The 15722-nt window shown below is 39.5% G+C and carries 15 protein-coding genes and 2 pseudogenes; 8 read left to right on the top strand and 9 right to left on the bottom strand.

The features are described 5' to 3' along the window. Positions 1-231 precede the first annotated feature (231 nt). The 4 genes from LVD15_RS00955 to LVD15_RS00945 all read right to left on the bottom strand — a co-directional run bounded on the left by LVD15_RS00955 (position 232) and on the right by LVD15_RS00945 (position 2861). The gene (locus tag LVD15_RS00955; protein ID WP_306416816.1) at positions 232-807 is read right to left on the bottom strand and encodes a carbonic anhydrase; all 576 of its coding nucleotides are present in this window, start codon (positions 805-807) and stop codon (positions 232-234) included. Continuing rightward, complete coding sequence (locus LVD15_RS00950; protein WP_306416964.1) at positions 783-1817, bottom strand: SulP family inorganic anion transporter; 1035 nt, start codon at positions 1815-1817, stop codon at positions 783-785. Before LVD15_RS00950 ends, LVD15_RS00955 begins: the two co-directional genes overlap by 25 nt. 44 nt (positions 1818-1861) lie before the next feature. Then, the gene (locus tag LVD15_RS27050; protein ID WP_306416815.1) at positions 1862-2344 is read right to left on the bottom strand and encodes a SulP family inorganic anion transporter; all 483 of its coding nucleotides are present in this window, start codon (positions 2342-2344) and stop codon (positions 1862-1864) included. Between the two features lie 130 nt (positions 2345-2474). Continuing rightward, positions 2475-2861 (bottom strand): hypothetical protein, encoded by a 387-nt coding sequence (locus LVD15_RS00945; RefSeq protein ID WP_233778434.1) that lies wholly within the window; start codon positions 2859-2861, stop codon positions 2475-2477. A gap of 121 nt (positions 2862-2982) precedes the next feature. Here LVD15_RS00945 and LVD15_RS00940 point away from each other — a divergent pair, with 121 nt between their 5' ends. Further along, positions 2983-3618 (top strand): Crp/Fnr family transcriptional regulator, encoded by a 636-nt coding sequence (locus tag LVD15_RS00940; RefSeq protein ID WP_233778433.1) that lies wholly within the window; start codon positions 2983-2985, stop codon positions 3616-3618. Between the two features lie 86 nt (positions 3619-3704). Then, positions 3705-5115: pseudogene (locus LVD15_RS00935) on the top strand (MBL fold metallo-hydrolase). Between the two features lie 68 nt (positions 5116-5183). On the opposite strand, the gene LVD15_RS00930 reads toward LVD15_RS00935, so the two are convergent. The 4 genes and pseudogenes from LVD15_RS00930 to LVD15_RS00915 form a co-directional block, all read right to left on the bottom strand. Continuing rightward, positions 5184-6020: a transglutaminase family protein gene (locus LVD15_RS00930; RefSeq protein WP_233778432.1), complete on the bottom strand. Its 837-nt coding sequence runs from the start codon at positions 6018-6020 to the stop codon at positions 5184-5186. 5 nt (positions 6021-6025) lie between these two features. Then, positions 6026-6772 carry a proteasome-type protease gene (locus LVD15_RS00925; protein ID WP_233778431.1) on the bottom strand — a complete coding sequence of 249 codons (747 nt, stop codon included), beginning with the start codon at positions 6770-6772 and terminating at the stop codon, positions 6026-6028. Then, positions 6769-7748, bottom strand: a pseudogene (locus LVD15_RS00920) (alpha-E domain-containing protein). The gene LVD15_RS00925 and the pseudogene LVD15_RS00920 overlap by 4 nt, the downstream one beginning before the upstream one ends. Before the next feature lies 1 nt (position 7749). After that, positions 7750-9177 carry a circularly permuted type 2 ATP-grasp protein gene (locus LVD15_RS00915; RefSeq protein ID WP_233778430.1) on the bottom strand — a complete coding sequence of 476 codons (1428 nt, stop codon included), beginning with the start codon at positions 9175-9177 and terminating at the stop codon, positions 7750-7752. A gap of 525 nt (positions 9178-9702) precedes the next feature. Between LVD15_RS00915 and LVD15_RS00910 the strand changes: the two genes are divergently transcribed. The 5 genes from LVD15_RS00910 (at position 9703) to LVD15_RS00890 (ending at position 14026) form a co-directional block, all read left to right on the top strand. After that, positions 9703-11091: a cytochrome ubiquinol oxidase subunit I gene (locus LVD15_RS00910; protein ID WP_233778429.1), complete on the top strand. Its 1389-nt coding sequence runs from the start codon at positions 9703-9705 to the stop codon at positions 11089-11091. Positions 11092-11093: 2 nt separating this feature from the next. After that, positions 11094-12170, top strand: coding sequence for a cytochrome d ubiquinol oxidase subunit II (cydB, locus tag LVD15_RS00905; protein WP_233778428.1), 1077 nt, complete (start codon positions 11094-11096; stop codon positions 12168-12170). Between the two features lie 69 nt (positions 12171-12239). Beyond that, a complete protein-coding gene (locus LVD15_RS00900) occupies positions 12240-13031 on the top strand; it encodes a sulfite exporter TauE/SafE family protein (RefSeq protein WP_233778427.1) in 792 nt (263 codons plus the stop codon). A 15-nt stretch (positions 13032-13046) separates the two neighbouring features. After that, positions 13047-13613, top strand: coding sequence for a YeeE/YedE family protein (locus LVD15_RS00895; RefSeq protein ID WP_233778426.1), 567 nt, complete (start codon positions 13047-13049; stop codon positions 13611-13613). Continuing rightward, the gene (locus LVD15_RS00890; RefSeq protein WP_233778425.1) at positions 13613-14026 is read left to right on the top strand and encodes a DUF6691 family protein; all 414 of its coding nucleotides are present in this window, start codon (positions 13613-13615) and stop codon (positions 14024-14026) included. The genes LVD15_RS00895 and LVD15_RS00890 overlap by 1 nt, the downstream gene beginning before the upstream one ends. A 38-nt stretch (positions 14027-14064) precedes the next feature. Here the strand turns inward: LVD15_RS00890 and LVD15_RS00885 are convergent, their stop codons facing one another. Continuing rightward, positions 14065-14784 carry a YARHG domain-containing protein gene (locus LVD15_RS00885; RefSeq protein ID WP_233778424.1) on the bottom strand — a complete coding sequence of 240 codons (720 nt, stop codon included), beginning with the start codon at positions 14782-14784 and terminating at the stop codon, positions 14065-14067. Between the two features lie 399 nt (positions 14785-15183). Between LVD15_RS00885 and LVD15_RS00880 the strand changes: the two genes are divergently transcribed. Beyond that, positions 15184-15702 (top strand): hypothetical protein, encoded by a 519-nt coding sequence (locus LVD15_RS00880; protein ID WP_233778423.1) that lies wholly within the window; start codon positions 15184-15186, stop codon positions 15700-15702. Positions 15703-15722 lie beyond the last annotated feature (20 nt).

Genomic DNA, 15722 nt, shown 5'->3' with positions numbered 1-15722 from the left:
GGCTGAGCTAATGATGCTCCAAGCACGCCAGCAGTATGAGTACTAGCATTATTGGCTTTTTCATAATTCCCTCCTTTTTGTTATTTAAGGAATTGTTAATAACAAGTGAAATGCTAGATCCAGTTATTTGGGCATAAAAAAAGGGATGATTGTTAGTCATCCCTGGTTTGATTTTTTAGTATTTAAATTGATAAATCGAAGGCATGTCTTGCGGTCCTTTTATGGTTACTCCTAGCTCGGTGATGCGGCCGGTGCTAAGTCCATATACCCACGCATGTACATGCAGATCTCTTCGCGCCAAGCGTTCTGTACTATAGATGTTCTGGCCAGGTTGTAAGCTTGCTCTATTGCGTTAAGCTCCACTAAGCGATTGTTTTTAGCAGTTTCATCTTCAATAGCATCTAGTTCATCCTGGTATTTATCATATACATCTTTAATATTTCTAAGCCAGTTGTTTACCAGTCCTGCATCTTTATTAGTCATAGCGGTTTGCACACCTCCGCAGCCGTAATGGCCGCAAATAATAATGTGTTTTACCTTTAATACTTCTACTGAATACTGCAGTACACTGAGAAAATTCATATCTGTATGTACTACTAAATTGGCCACATTTCTGTGAACAAATATTTCTCCTGAGTTAGTATTAGTAATTTCATTAGCAGGTACCCTACTGTCAGAACAACCGATCCAAAGGAACTCAGGTGATTGACCTTTTGACAAGTTCATAAAAAAGTCCTTGTCAATTTCCAACTTCTCATCGGCCCACTTCTTGTTTCCTTCGATTAGTTTATTATATGTTTTTTCCATGTTTCACTACCTTTTAATTCTACGTTTATGTTTTTGTGTTTTGCTGTTTCTTGAAAATTCTGAATTACTTCTTTTACGTCATGGTCGATTATTTTGCTTTGAGAGCCATCAATGACTACATGAGAGTTTTCAGGTATTTCACGTAACGTTACCAGCATACTACCTTTATTTAAAAAGGTCATTTCTTCAGCCAGGGCGATATGTATGGTTTCACCAGTTCCGTTGTCTTTGGAGATGCTGTTGAATTTGAAGGAAGAACGGTAATTGTTTCTCAATATAAAGAAAATAGAAACCGCCATGCCTATTCCTATTCCTCTGAGCAGATCAGTAAACAGAATGGCTATTATCGTGATGATAAATGGGAGGAATTGATCCCAGCCTAATGAATACATCCTTTTAAAGAGCGAAATTCTTGCGAGCTTATAGCCTACTACCAGGAGTATAGCTGCAAGAGCTGCCAAAGGTATCATATTTAATATATTCGGAATAAAAATTACAGTTACAAAAAGTAAAATTCCATGTATAATCGCTGATAGCTTAGTTTTAGCGCCACTATCGAGGTTGGCTGAACTCCTTACTATTACTGAAGTCATGGGGAGACCGCCGATAAGGCCTGCGGCTATATTGCCTATGCCCTGGGCTTTTAACTCCCGGTTAGTTGACGTAATTCTTTTGTAAGGATCAAGCTTGTCAGTGGCTTCTATGCAAAGTAACGTTTCCAAACTGGCTACTATAGCTATGGTGGCTGCTACCACGTAGAGCTTTGAGTTAGAAAGTATAGACCAGTCAGGAAGTGTGAATAACCCGAGAAACTCATCAAAATTAGTGGCTACGGGTAAGTTTACCAGGTGCTCACCTTTTATAGATAGGTAAGAGCCGCTGTTAATAAACAACTCATTAATGATTACCCCTGCAATTACGGTAATAAGTCCGCCAGGCACAATTTTAAAGATTGTGTGCTTTCGCATGAAAGGCTGCTCCCATAATATAAATATGGACAGGCAAATCATAGATATTATAACGGCTCCCATTTCCAGGCTCTCTATTGCTTTGGTTAATTCCGAAAAAGTGTTCTCTCCATCAAATTGAAAAAAGAAAAATCTCCTTCAAAATCTGCATCATAACCAACGGCATGAGGTATTTGTTTTAAAATGAGTATTATTCCAATGGCCGCTAGCATCCCTTTAATCACCGAAGAAGGGAAGAAGTGGCTCACTATACCGGCTTTTGATAAGCCTAATATAAGCTGGATAATACCAGCGATAACTACTGCTGCTAATAAGGCTTGAAAAGATCCCAGGTCTTCAATGGCATTGAGGATAATTATAGTCAAGCCTGCTGCCGGACCAGATACACTTATATGAGACCCACTGAGTGAACCTACCACTATACCGCCTATTATACCTGAAATAAGCCCTGAAAAAAGCGGTGCGCCAGATGCAAGAGCAATGCCAAGGCATAAAGGAAGAGCTACTAAAAATACAACCAGCCCAGCGGGCAGGTCACTTTTAATATGTGAAAGTATATTGTCCTTCATAATTAAATGAATATAAATAAATTAAAGCATCATAGAAATATCACCCCTGAAGAAATTCAGAGTGCAATAAGTAGTCTATGAAGTTTTATTAATGAGCAGTAGAAAATCGTACTGTTGCGCTTGCAATATATTATGCTTCCGGAGGCGGAGTGGATACCTCTGAGAAAAGTGTTTTTAAGCTAAGAGATTCCTTGTATAGTCCCTTTTTATAGGTAATGCCCTCTGGGTAATAAGTGGGCGTGGAGAGAAGAGACTCTGGTCCATGAGGGATTTGATCCTGCTCTTCTTCCTCAAGGTTTATGTTGCTTCCCGGAGATTGAGTCTCAGGTATGGCATCACGTTCCTCGAGAATAACTTCTGCAATGAGCTCTACCATGCTTTCTATTTTATTGAATGGGGTAGTGCTTGCAGAAACCTTACCAGCAAAGGGGTCATTTACGTTAGCGCTAATATTAAACATTTGCAATGAAATGATAAAAGCAACTAAGCGTAAAGCAAGGTGTCTTCTCTTTTGCATGTATAGTCCTAACGCAGTTTAAAATTGTTAGTTATACAAAAATGTTTAAAAAAATGTAAAAGCCTTAATTTAGTGCATATATTTCCATAAACAGATTGTATTTAATTTAGCAGAATCATAAATGCAGATAGTTGATGTATTAACAGAATATTTCCCTGAATTGTATGAGGAGGAGTTAGTTAAGGAGATAAAAGAGAAAGGATCTATTGTTCAGGTAGAGGCCGAAAATAAGATTATGGACTTCGGCCAGTTTATAAAAAATATGCCTTTACTCTATGAAGGAGCCATAAAAGTGCTTCGGCAGGATGAAGAAGGGCATGAATTATTCCTCTATTACTTGCAGCCCGGGCAGACCTGCGCCATATCACTTACCTGCTGCCTGGCCCAGGAGAGAAGCCAGATCAGGGCCATAGCCGAAGAGGATTCTTACATGATACAGTTGCCTGTTCACCTTATGGATGAATGGATGACCAAATATAAAAGCTGGAAGAATTTTGTGATGAACACTTATAGGGAAAGGTTTGAAGAACTGCTCTCTACTATTGATAGTGTTGCTTTTCATAAAATGGATGAGCGTCTTTGGACATACCTTATTGATAAATCATCAGCCAGAAATACACATAAGTTAGAGGTTACTCACCAGCAAATAGCTCATGAGCTTAACTCTACCAGAGAAGTGATTTCCCGCTTACTAAAACAGCTGGAAAGACAAGGAAAAGTAAAGCTGGGGCGTAATGAGGTGAAACTGATTTTGTAGTGCCTTGTGCTGGGTGATAAATATCACTGAACACAACTATTTATATACTGACATTTGTTATGATTTTAACTTAAGACCATAACACCATGAAAGTAGAACAAATATACACAGGTTGCCTCGCTGAGGCGGCCTATTACATAGAGTCACAAGGAGAAGTGGCTATTATAGACCCGCTGCGAGAAACGGCTCCTTACATTAAAATGGCTGAAGAACGGGGAGCCAAAATCAAGTACATTTTAGAGACGCATTTTCATGCAGATTTTGTATCAGGTCACCTGGATCTGGCAAAACATACCGGGGCGAAAATAGTATATGGCCCCACCGCTAAGCCTGAGTTTGATGCTTATGTGGCTAAAGATGAGGAAGAGCTACAACTGGGTGATGTAGTGATCAAAGTTTTGCATACTCCTGGGCATACTATGGAATCATCTACTTTTCTGTTATTAGATGAGCAAGGCCAAATGAATAGCATATTTACCGGAGACACTTTATTCATAGGAGATGTAGGCAGGCCTGACCTTGCTGTGAAGAGTGATCTTTCTCGGGAAGACCTTGCCGGCTATCTGTTTGATTCTTTAAGAAATAAAATAATGCCATTGCCAGATGATATTATAGTGTATCCCGGGCATGGCGCCGGCTCAGCCTGTGGCAAAAATATGAGCAAGGAAACTACTGATACGCTGGGAAACCAGAAGAAGTATAATTACGCCTTACGTGCCGATATGACTAAGGAGGAATTTGTGGAGGCTATCACTGAAGGGTTGGTGGCGCCACCGCAGTACTTTCCTAAAAATGCGGTGCTCAACAAAAAAGGCTATGAAAGTTTTGATAAAGTGCTGGAGCAGGGTGTATCTCCGCTCACCGTAACAGAGGTAGAAAAGGCAGTGGATCAAGACGGAACCCTCATACTTGATGTTAGAAGTGCTGATGATTTTGCACAAGGACATATTCCTGGTTCTTGATTTATTGGCCTTGATGGTAGTTTTGCTACTTGGGTTGGTACAGTGATAGAAGACCTTGATCAACCGCTTATACTTGTAGCTGATGAAGGAAGAGAAGAAGAGGCAGTAACCCGACTTTCCAGAGTAGGATATGATAATACCATAGGCTATTTAAAAGGTGGGTTTAATAGTTGGAAACAGGCAGGGAAAAATATAGCTACTATTGATGAAGTGGAGGCTGCAGAAGTAGTGAAGGACCTTGATAAGTATAAAGGCTCTATTTTAGATGTTAGAAAGGAGAGTGAGTATGAGAGTCAGCATATTCCGGAAGTGAAAAATGTTCCTCTGGATTTTATTAATGAAGAAATTAATCTGCTTTCTGAAAATAAAACCTATTATGTGCACTGCGCAGGAGGGTATAGATCTATGATTATGGCCTCTATTCTAAAGTCTTAGAAATTTCAATAAGGTAATAAATATCAAAGGCGGTTTTAAAGCACTTGAAGAAGCAGGTGCAGAGTTAACCGAATATCAGGCACCAGCAACCATGCTATAAGATTGTTTACTGATTATTCTTGATTAGAAAAGCCACATTACGCAGTTTTCGTAGTGTGGCTTTTAGTTTTATTCAGAGATAGTGACCTGAGTATCCAAAGTTGATTTTACTTTGCCTCTATAATGTCCTTTCACCGTCATGGTATTAGCAGGGTCGTAGCTAGTGGCCAGGGGGATGTATACCTCATTCGTAAATAACCCCAGGCTGGGATCTACGCCTACCCAGCCAGCGCCGGGTAGCAGAACTTCTGCCCAGGCATGCAGTTCGTGGCCGTCTCCAAGGTCAGGATTGTAAGCATAGCCGCTCACAAATCTGCTAGCCAGTCCCATAGCTCTTACCATATCCATAAGCATTACCGTTAAGTCTCTGCAAGATCCTTTTTGTGAGGTGAAACACTTCTCTACAGGTAAAATATTCTGCTCCATTCTTACGGTATGATCCCAATTCTGACTGATCTCTGATAACAAAGCAGAAAGAAAAGGTATAGGTTCGTAATGAGTTTGTTCTGCAAGAGAGGTTACAAACGACTTTATTTTAGATGGAAGGTTGTGGTGTAGGTAAGGCTTTAGAAAAGCTAACTCACTTTTATCATACACAGCCTCTTGATTGAGTTGTATTGGCGGATCTATAAGGAAATTAAAAAGGTTGACTTCCTGAAGTAAAATAGTTGAATTTACAGTAACCTCCAGTCGATCTGTCTTATCATGGTTCCATACCTGAAAATATTCATTGTTTTCAATATCTATTCTTTCAGTAAAGCCTTTCGGAGTAGGAGACACTTCTATTTGGAAATCTTTCAGCTCTAAATAAGCCCTAACCTGAGGCTTGAGATAAAAATAATGAGGATCCAGAAATACGGCATCCTCATAGTGATAGCTGGTGCGATGGTGAATCTTAAGTAGCATGTATTTTAGAACATCTTAATGGTTCTTTCACTCTTTGCTTTAAAGGCATCATTAAGCACATCGGCAGAGAGGCTACTGATTCCATCTTTTAAGTTAGAATTCCAGGTGTCAGAAAGTTCGTTAAGTTCTTTGCCCATAAAACGATGTTCGATAATATCAAAGCTGTTATTTTTTAATATTACTGTATCAATAGGGAAATCCACATCATTAGCGCTAATACGGGTAGCATCAAAAGAAAGAAAAGCGACTTTAAGCGCAAATTTCATGTCATCATCATAATGCAAAGCCCTTTTAAGGATAGGGTTACCGAAGCCGGTATTACCAATAATTACAAATGGTGTTCCTTCTCCTACTTCTATCCAGTTTCCTTGCGGATATAGTAAATATAGCTTGGGTTCAGTATCTTTCTCTAGCTGGCCGCCCACTATAGAAAATAAGTTAAAAGACATGCCGGCCTGCTCTAGAGACTCGCGGTCTTCAGTGGCTACTCGTTTAATTTGTTCAGCAAACTTGTTCACCGTTTTGTATAGTTTGGTGAAAGATTCGTCTTCCTCTTCTACTACTTCTTTAAAGTAGGTGATGGCCTTGTCTCTTACTGAGCGTAGGCCGGAAGTCATGATGAAAAAGGAATGCTTTTTTTTATTTACTGTAAAAACCTTTTTAGCAGTAGTAGTTTCAGTGCCGGAAGTGATCCTGGTATCAGCCAAGCCTATTATTCCTTCTCTATTTTTTATGCCTAAGCAGTAAGTCATTCGTTTACCTGTTTTTGTTCTACAAAATTGTCTCTAATCATAAAGAAATTTTCATGAATAGTGTTCGAAATTATATTAATTTTTATTTGTAGATCATCAATATACTCATGTAAACCTTTACTTATTATATCATTAATATCAGCAAACTCCAATTTTGACCTGAGTTCGCCCATGCGTTTTTCAGTGCTGTTACTAAAGCCTTTGCCTGAGTAGCCAGATATTTTATAAAGGCACTCTTCAGCTTCAGTAAGGCAAAAGAATATTGATCTGGAAAAAACTTATCTAGCATTAAAAACTCCACTACGCCATGAGGTACTATTTTGCCATAGGCTCTGCGGTAGGTGTTAAAGCCACTAACTGATTTTAGCAGAGCCATCCAGTGGAGGTAGTCTAGCGGAGAGCCTACTTCTTCTGGTGCAGGTAACAGAATGTGGTATTTCACGTCTAGCACACGCGAGGTTTTGTCTGCACGCTCCAGGTAATGCCCCAGTTTGTTGAAATACCAGGCCTCGGTTCTGGCTACGCTATTGTCAGCTATACCATAGAGCAGCTGTATAGCATATTTTATATGAATGAAAAAACCTCTGGGATCATCCATTTGCCATATTTTGGCTTTGTAGCCTTGTTTTGCCTGCAGGTAGGCTTCATTGAGCTTCTCCCAGGTTTCTTTAGTGAGGTTTTCTCTTACCACTCTAGCATTTTCACGTGCTCGTGATATGCTGGAAAGCAAGGAATTAGGATTCTCCTCATCAAAGGCCAAAAAGAAAATAGCGCTCTTTCGGTCTGAGGTAGGGTACCTTCTTTTATAATCTTCTAAATCTCCTGTAACGGCTATGAGCGGTTCCCATTGCTCATCCATGCCCGGAGGCAGGTCTAGCATCAGGTTATAATTAACATCAATAAAACGAGCATAATTTTCAGCTCTTTCCAAGTATCTACCTAGCCAATAAATGGAATCTGCGACTCTGCTTAACATATTATTCATACAATACCCAAGTATCTTTACTGCCCCCTCCTTGGGAGGAATTAACAACTAAAGAGCCTTTTACCAGGGCCACTCGCGTGAGTGCTCCGGGTAGCACCTCTATTTTGTCTCCATATAAAATATACGGACGGAGGTCTACGTGGCGAGGCTCTATATTTTCTTTAGAAATGGTTGGTACAGTAGATAGCGATAGAGTAGGTTGTGCGATATAGTTTCTAGGGTTTGATTTTATCAAAGCCCTGAATTTTTCATGATCAGCGGTGGTGGATTTCGGCCCTATGAGCATGCCATAGCCACCTGCCGCATTAGTTTCTTTTACTACCAGATTGTGGATGTTATCCAGCACATACTGTCTGTGGTCTTGTTTCTCACATAAATAGGTAGGTACGTTTTCCAAAATCGGGTCTTGATCCAGATAGTATTTAATAATATCCGGTACATAGGCATAAACGGCTTTGTCATCAGCTACGCCGGTGCCTGGAGCATTAGCAAGTGCAATATTTCCTGCACGGTACGCATCAAAAAGTCCTGGTACTCCCAGAAGGGAATTAGGATTAAATGTGAGCGGATCTATAAATGTGTCATCTATTCTTCGGTATAAAACATCTATTTGTTCTATGCCCTTGGTGGTTTGCATGTATACTTTTTGGTCTTGAACCAGTAAGTCAGCGCCAGTAACGAGCTCCACGCCCATTTGCTGCGCCAGATAGCTATGTTCAAAATAGGCCGAATTATATACTCCCGGAGTAAGTAGGCCTACGGTAGGGCGTTCTTTGCCAGTGAGCGATTGCAACATGTTGAGCAACTTAATAGGGTAGTCGGACACTGGTCTTACACCAAGCCTATTAAATAACTCGGGAAAGGCTCTTTTTACAATTTCACGACTCTCCAGCAAGTAGGACACACCAGAAGGGCAGCGCAGGTTGTCTTCCAATACATAAAATTTGCCTTTTTCATCTCTTACCAAATCAGTACCGGTGATGTGGCACCAAATTGATTTAGGAGGGGTGAGGCCCACACAAGGCTCCAGATAATCTGAGCTGGATAGCACCAATTCCTTAGGTACTACGCCGTCTTTAAGTATTTTTCTGTCGTTATAGATGTCTTGTAAGAAAAGGTTGAGCGCGCATATGCGTTGCTCTAATCCTTTTTGTAGCTGATTCCATTCACTGCCATTAATGATTCGGGGTACAATATCCAGATGTAATATTTTCTCAAGACCTTCATGATCATGATAAACATTAAAGGTCATGCCCATGGCCATTTGAGCTTTATCAGTAGAGTGCTGAAGGCGGTAGAGTTTCTTCTTGGGCATATGTTCCAAGGCAGCTTTGAAAGGGGCGTAGTGGTCTCTGCATTCACCATTAGGAGTGAACATTTCATCGTAGTTTCCACTACAGTGATAGGTGTCAAAAAGCATGGTGGTATAGGTTTAGTGATTAACCAGTTCACTGATTATTAACACATAATAAACATTATTTGTTATAATTCAAATACAAGAAGACTAAAATTATCTCTTGAAAATATTCTAAAGAGAAGTGCTTTTTGTTTTTATACTTACTTGTTATATCTGAGTATTTAAATAGTAGAGGTGGTATGAGGAAGTGTTCAAGTAGGGGAGGAAGTTATGTAATGAATTCATCTTCAGCTATCTATGTTACATATGTGACTAATGTTACAGAGTGTGATAATAATCAGAAATATGGAAGGACTTTTAATGTTTGACCTCTAATTTAGCGCATAAATTAGTCTTCAGTTACCGTGGAAAAGCATAAGGCACTATTCATCTATGTTTTTATAATGATAGCATTGTATTATTTGCTATTGCGTTTACCTCTATTGCCAGATATGATAGGGGAGGTTCCTGCAAAGAAAATATTAAAAGGGATTATTGGGCTGCTATTTGGTATAGGAGCCTTTTTTATTTACTTCAAAAAATCTAAGAATGACAGTTGAAGAACTCTCGAGGCTGCAATTCGCCTTCACTGCAATGTTTCACTATATTTTCCCGCCCTTCAGTATAGGGATGGGATTATTGCTGGTGATTTTTGAGTCTATGTATTACTTCACACGTAAGAAAGTGTACGAAGTGATTACCCGCTTTTGGATAAAAGTGTTTGCTGCTAACTTTTCGGTAGGTGTAGCCACAGGTATTGTGCTTGAATTTGAATTTGGTACTAACTGGGCTACTTATTCACGTTTTGTAGGAGATGTGTTTGGCTCTCCGCTGGCAGCAGAAGGTATATTCGCCTTCTTTCTTGAATCAGGGTTTTTGGCGGTGCTATTATTTGGGTGGAATAAGGTGAAGCCTGGCTTCCATTTATTTGCTACAGTTATGGTGGCCCTGGGTTCTATCCTGTCTGGCTTCTGGATTATAGTGGCGAACTCCTGGCAACAAACACCAGTGGCTTATGAGTTGGTGCAAGATTCTAATGGCTTTATGAGAGCGGTGATAACCGATTTTTGGCAGATGGTGTTTAGCCCTTCTTCTATGTCTCGCTTTAGTCACTCTATAGTGGGTGCCTTTGTGCAAGGATCATTTCTAGTGTTGAGTGTATCGGCTTACTTCCTGTTAAAGAAAAAACATTTGGAATTTGCCAAGCGCTCTTTTGTCATTGCTCTGGTAGTGGCAGCCTGTGCCTCTTTACTACAGCCACTTATTGGTCATGAAAGTGCGCATGTCGCTTATGAATATCAACCCGCAAAAATGGCGGCTTTTGAAGGCCTGTATGAGACCCAAAAAGAGGCACCTATGTATCTCTTTGGCTATGTAGATGAAGAAACAGAAACGACTAAAGGAGTAGCGGTGCCCGGGGCGCTGAGCTTTCTTTTAGATTGGGATACTAGTTATGAAGTGAAAGGTTTAGATCAATTTCCTAAAGAAGATAGGCCCCCTGTAAATAGTGTTTTCCAAAGTTATCACCTCATGGTGGCTTTAGGGATGTTCTTTATTGCTATCACCCTGTTAGCACTATTTTTCTTGTGGAGGAAAAAACTGTTTGATCAAAGATGGTTGCTCAAAATATATGTAGCGGCAGTGGTTTTACCCGTAATAGCGAACCAGGCTGGTTGGTACTCAGCAGAGCGAGGAAGGCAGCCCTGGCTGGTGTATGGCTTATTGAGAACGGAGGACGGTATTTCTAAAGCCGTATCAGCCCCGGAAGTATATACTTCTCTGATTTTGTTTGGGTTGGTGTATCTGCTATTACTTTTCTCTTGGCTATATGTGCTCAATAAGGAGATAAAACATGGTCCGGAATCTCATGCAGACATGGAAACGGATTACAGAGAAAGACACGAACAGTTTGATTCATTTAACAAAAGCCTTAAATAAATATGGATTATCAGGTTATTTGGTTCATTATAGTAGGATTTTTACTTACCGGCTATGCCATTTTAGATGGTTTTGATTTAGGAGTTGGAGCATTGCACCTCTTTTCTAAAGGAGATCATGATCGGCGTATTTTGCTTAACTCTATCGGTCCCGTGTGGGATGGTAATGAAGTATGGTTAGTTACTGCTGGGGGAGCACTTTTTGCCGCTTTTCCACACGTGTACGCTACCGCTTTTTCAGGTTTTTACCTGCCATTTATGATCTTGCTGTTTGCGCTCATATTTAGAGCGGTGTCTATAGAGTTTAGAAGCAAGGAAGATATGCGAGGCTGGCGTAAATTTTGGGATGTAGCCTTTTCTGTAGGGTCCATTTTAGCGGCCATTTTATTTGGAGTGGCCATTGGTAATGTAATCATGGGCTTCCAGATAGGGGGAGATATGGAGTACCAAGGTACTTTCCTGGATTTGATTAGTCCTTATACAGTGCTTACCGGGGTATTTAACCTTATTATGTTTAGCATGCATGGCGCTATTTATCTTAACCTAAAAACGGAAGGTGAGCTGAAAGAAAGAGTGAGAAGATGGGCCTTTAAGGCATACTATATATTTGTGCCTTTATATGCCATTACTACTTTTTTTACCATGTACAAAAGGCCTGAGATGCTTGCTAATTTCTCTTTTGGGCTTATAGAGCCAATTGACCAGCATCACCCACTGATACAGCAGAATCATATTATAGTTTCTGTGGTAGCATGGATAGTGGTAGTGTTAAATTTTCTGGCTATATTAAATATTCACAGGTCACTAGTAAAAGATAAGCCTTTGCAAGGGTTCATTTCTTCAGCATTAATGATGATGGCTATAATTTTGTTTTTCGCTTTAGGTTTATTTCCTAATATGATGGTATCTAACTTAACTCCGGAGTATAACCTGGATATTTATAATTCTGCATCTTCGGAATATACATTAAGAACCATGTTTATTTTGGCTTGTATAGGTTTACCATTTGTGTTAGGATATACATCTATTATTTATTGGACATACCGTGGCGTAACTAAAATCAATGAAAGTAGCTACTAAGCGCATATGTGATTTTGGTTACTAAACTTTGTCTGTGACCATATTACCTTTGAGAAGATTTATTTAGATATGGAAGTATTCTTAGGGTATATGTCATCAGTATTAATAGGCCTCAGCCTGGGGTTAACCGGAGGCGGAGGTTCTATTTTAACAGTGCCAATGTTAGTTTACATATTGGGTGTAAACCCTACTTTGGCCACAGGTTATTCTCTTTTTGTGGTGGGTGTTACCGCAGGAGTGGGCGCTATTAGTGCTATCAGAAAGAAAGTGCTGGAGTACAAGCCAGCCATATTATTTGCCGTGCCTTCTATTATAGCAGTGTTTGTTACTCGCAAATTTTTTATTCCTGCTATTCCTCATCAGTTGGGTAATGTTTTAGGAATGCCTATTAGTAAAGACATCGCCATTATGGTGTTGTTCTCGGTGCTAATGATTGTGGCATCGATATCTATGATTCGCTCAGGCAAGAGTTATGATGCTTCTGCGGTGAGAGAAACCAAGCCATTTGTGCTCATGCTGGTAGGAGCAGTGGTCGGTTTTGTGGCAGGTTTGGTAGGGGCCGGCGGAGGCTTTTTGATTATTCCTGCCTTAGTGCTGCTAGCCGGTATGCCAATGAAGCCCGCGGTAGGCACCTCATTGCTAATTATCTCCAGTCAGTCTCTAATCGGCTTTATTGGTGATGCTACGGAGCAAAGCATAGACTGGCTCTTTCTTATGGAGTTTTCATTAGTAGCTATTGTAGGTATTTTTATAGGCATGTATTGGTCCAGGAAAATTGCAGCTCATCACCTAAAATCTATTTTCGGATGGTTTGTGCTGGTAATGGGCATCTATATATTAATAAGTGAACTATTCTTTTAAGCTAATATTTATTTTATGATTGAAATGTTAAGAGCGCCATGGCCATGGTATGTGGCCGGGCCTTTAATAGCAGTGGTTATGTACCTGATGATTTATACAGGTAAAACATTTGGAATATCTTCTACCTTCAGAACCATGTGTAGCATAGGAGGAGGCGGCAGATATGCTGATTTCTTCAGATTTAACTGGAGGGCGCAGGTCTGGAATTTGGTTTTTGTAGTTGGAATTTTACTGGGGGGAGTAGTGTCAGCGTTATGGCTTCAAAGTGCAGAGCCTATTCAGCTTAATGAGCAAGTGGCAGAAGAGTTGGTAGCTATGGGCATTAGTAATCCTGGAGCACAGCTAGGGCCTACTGAGATATTCTCATGGGACCAATTACTGACTTTAAAAGGTATTGTGTTTATGGTGTTTGGAGGTTTTCTGGTTGGGTTCGGTACCCGATATGCAGGTGGTTGTACCTCAGGACATGCTATAACAGGGCTTAGTAACCTACAGCTTCCATCTTTAATAGCCGTCATCGGTTTTTTTATCGGTGGGCTGATCAGCACCTATTTTTTGATTCCTTATTTTATTAATTTATAATGAAGTATATAAAATTCTTATTCCTGGGACTTGTTTTTGGAGTGTTGTTAACCAAAGCACAAGTGATTTCGTGGTATCGTATTTATGAAATGTTTAAGTTCGGCTCCTTTCATATGTATGGGGTGATAGGCTCAGCAGTAGTAGTGGGTATTATTATTCTGGCAGTAGTGAAGAAGCTTAATGGAAAAGACATGAACGGAGAGGTGATTAATTTACCCCCTAAAGAGAGAGGCTGGAAGCGTTACATTTTTGGCGGAATAATTTTCGGTTTAGGCTGGGCGCTTACAGGAGCGTGTCCCGGACCAATGTATATATTAATAGGGAATGGCCTAACAGTGTTTATAATAGTAATGTTAAGTGCTCTGTTAGGTACGTTTGTTTATGGACTTCTAAGGGATAAGTTACCTCACTAAAAGATAGTTGATAGCGGTAGTGGAAGGCGGGGCAGGGGCTAATTGTTTCTTGTGGTCTGGCTTTCCACTATCTCAATATTAATAATGTTGTTCTTTTCTAATTGAGTGAGGAAGCCTTCTACGCTTTCATATTTTTCTTTATACCATTCTTTCTGCCTGAAATGCTTACGCAGCGTACGGTCATTGAAAATAAGGCCATAGCGAGCATAGATTTCATTTTTCAAAAGTGTAAGTTGATCAAACGATAGCTTTTCCAGCTCTTTAATAGTTAATATCTGGGTAGAACCCTGTATATAATCGCCCTCATAATAGCGTTTCAATGAACCATAACGATACCCCAGTTCGTAGTTGCCAGGTTCTATAATCTCGCTCCAGGGAGAATCTACCTTTAAAGTCCTGATCACCTGACCATCCTGACTGTAAATCATGAATGCCCCATTAGTTTGGGCAGAGAAGAATCGGTTATCAATAATCTGCACACTATCCAGATTTCTGAACTCATAATACCAATCGTTTAATTTTAAAGACCAGGTTTTAGATCTTATCTGTGCATAGCTGCCTTCGGCTGTCATTACTATAACCAGGCTAGATTCCAGTTCTGAATCTCCAAAATGATAAGTGCCCTGATATTCGAGGTCAATATGAGGTACCCAGGGACTCAGCTGGCTTTCATCTATATCTTTAAAGCCTATTTGTTGGCTGTAGCTTGTCCCTGCTAGTGAAAGTGTTGAAATTATTATTGCGAATAGTACTTTCATCCAGAGTAATTTCTACGAAACTAATTAATTTATTGCTAATCTGCTACGATTACAATCGTTTGTTATTAACACATAAATCATTTAAAAGGATTCATAATTACCTTCTTTTGGTAAATTACAACAAATCTTTCAATGTAAACAAATTTAGATTAATTTGGTTTTGAAGGGATATAGTCGATTTAACTCTTAGGTGAGCTTAATGCTGTTTACAAAGAAAAACAGATGGAAAAAAGGTTGACTTTTCTGAGCTAAATGAAGTGAATATCCAGCTCCATTTAAATGAAACTTGCAATAAAACAAAGGAAATAATTATATATAAAGATTAAAAAGTTATATAAAAATTTAGTAATTTGTTAATTGAACCTGGCGATTATTTTACTACACTTAAAATTTAGCGTTATGAATTGCTCAAAAATTTATGTGGTTATTGTCGCTCTCAGTTTATGGTTTGTCTCTTCCTGTTCAAGTGATGATGAAGAGGTGTATTTATTTCCCGATAGCTTGTCTGATTTTGAGGCTGATCTAGCAGTGAGGATTTCGGTTCAGGATACATATGGGAATGATCTACTTGATCCTCAATATGAAAACAGCTATAAGGCAGAAGATATAAGAACAGCTGCTTTGATCGAAATAGAAGATGATTCTTTTTATGGATCTGGTCTATATTGGACCTGTAATTATGAGATTTTCAAGTTTGAAGACGAGGGTAAGTATTATATTGAGCTAATTCCATCTAGATCTTGGTTTGAAAAATATACTGTCACCTATATTGATTGGGGTAATAATGATATGGATACCCTTAAATGTAAAATCATTGAAACTGCTGATTTAAGAGTTTGCACTCAAGTCTGGTATAACAAAGAGATGAAGTATAACAAATTTTCATCCTCTAGCCGTTCTTTTGTAATTGTCAAATAAGAATTTCAGTGAAGCATATA

Source organism: Fulvivirga maritima, assembly GCF_021389955.1.
Classification (GTDB): domain Bacteria; phylum Bacteroidota; class Bacteroidia; order Cytophagales; family Cyclobacteriaceae; genus Fulvivirga; species Fulvivirga maritima.
The sequence above is the reverse complement of the archived record's forward strand: the minus strand, read 5'-3'. Positions and strand labels throughout refer to the sequence as shown.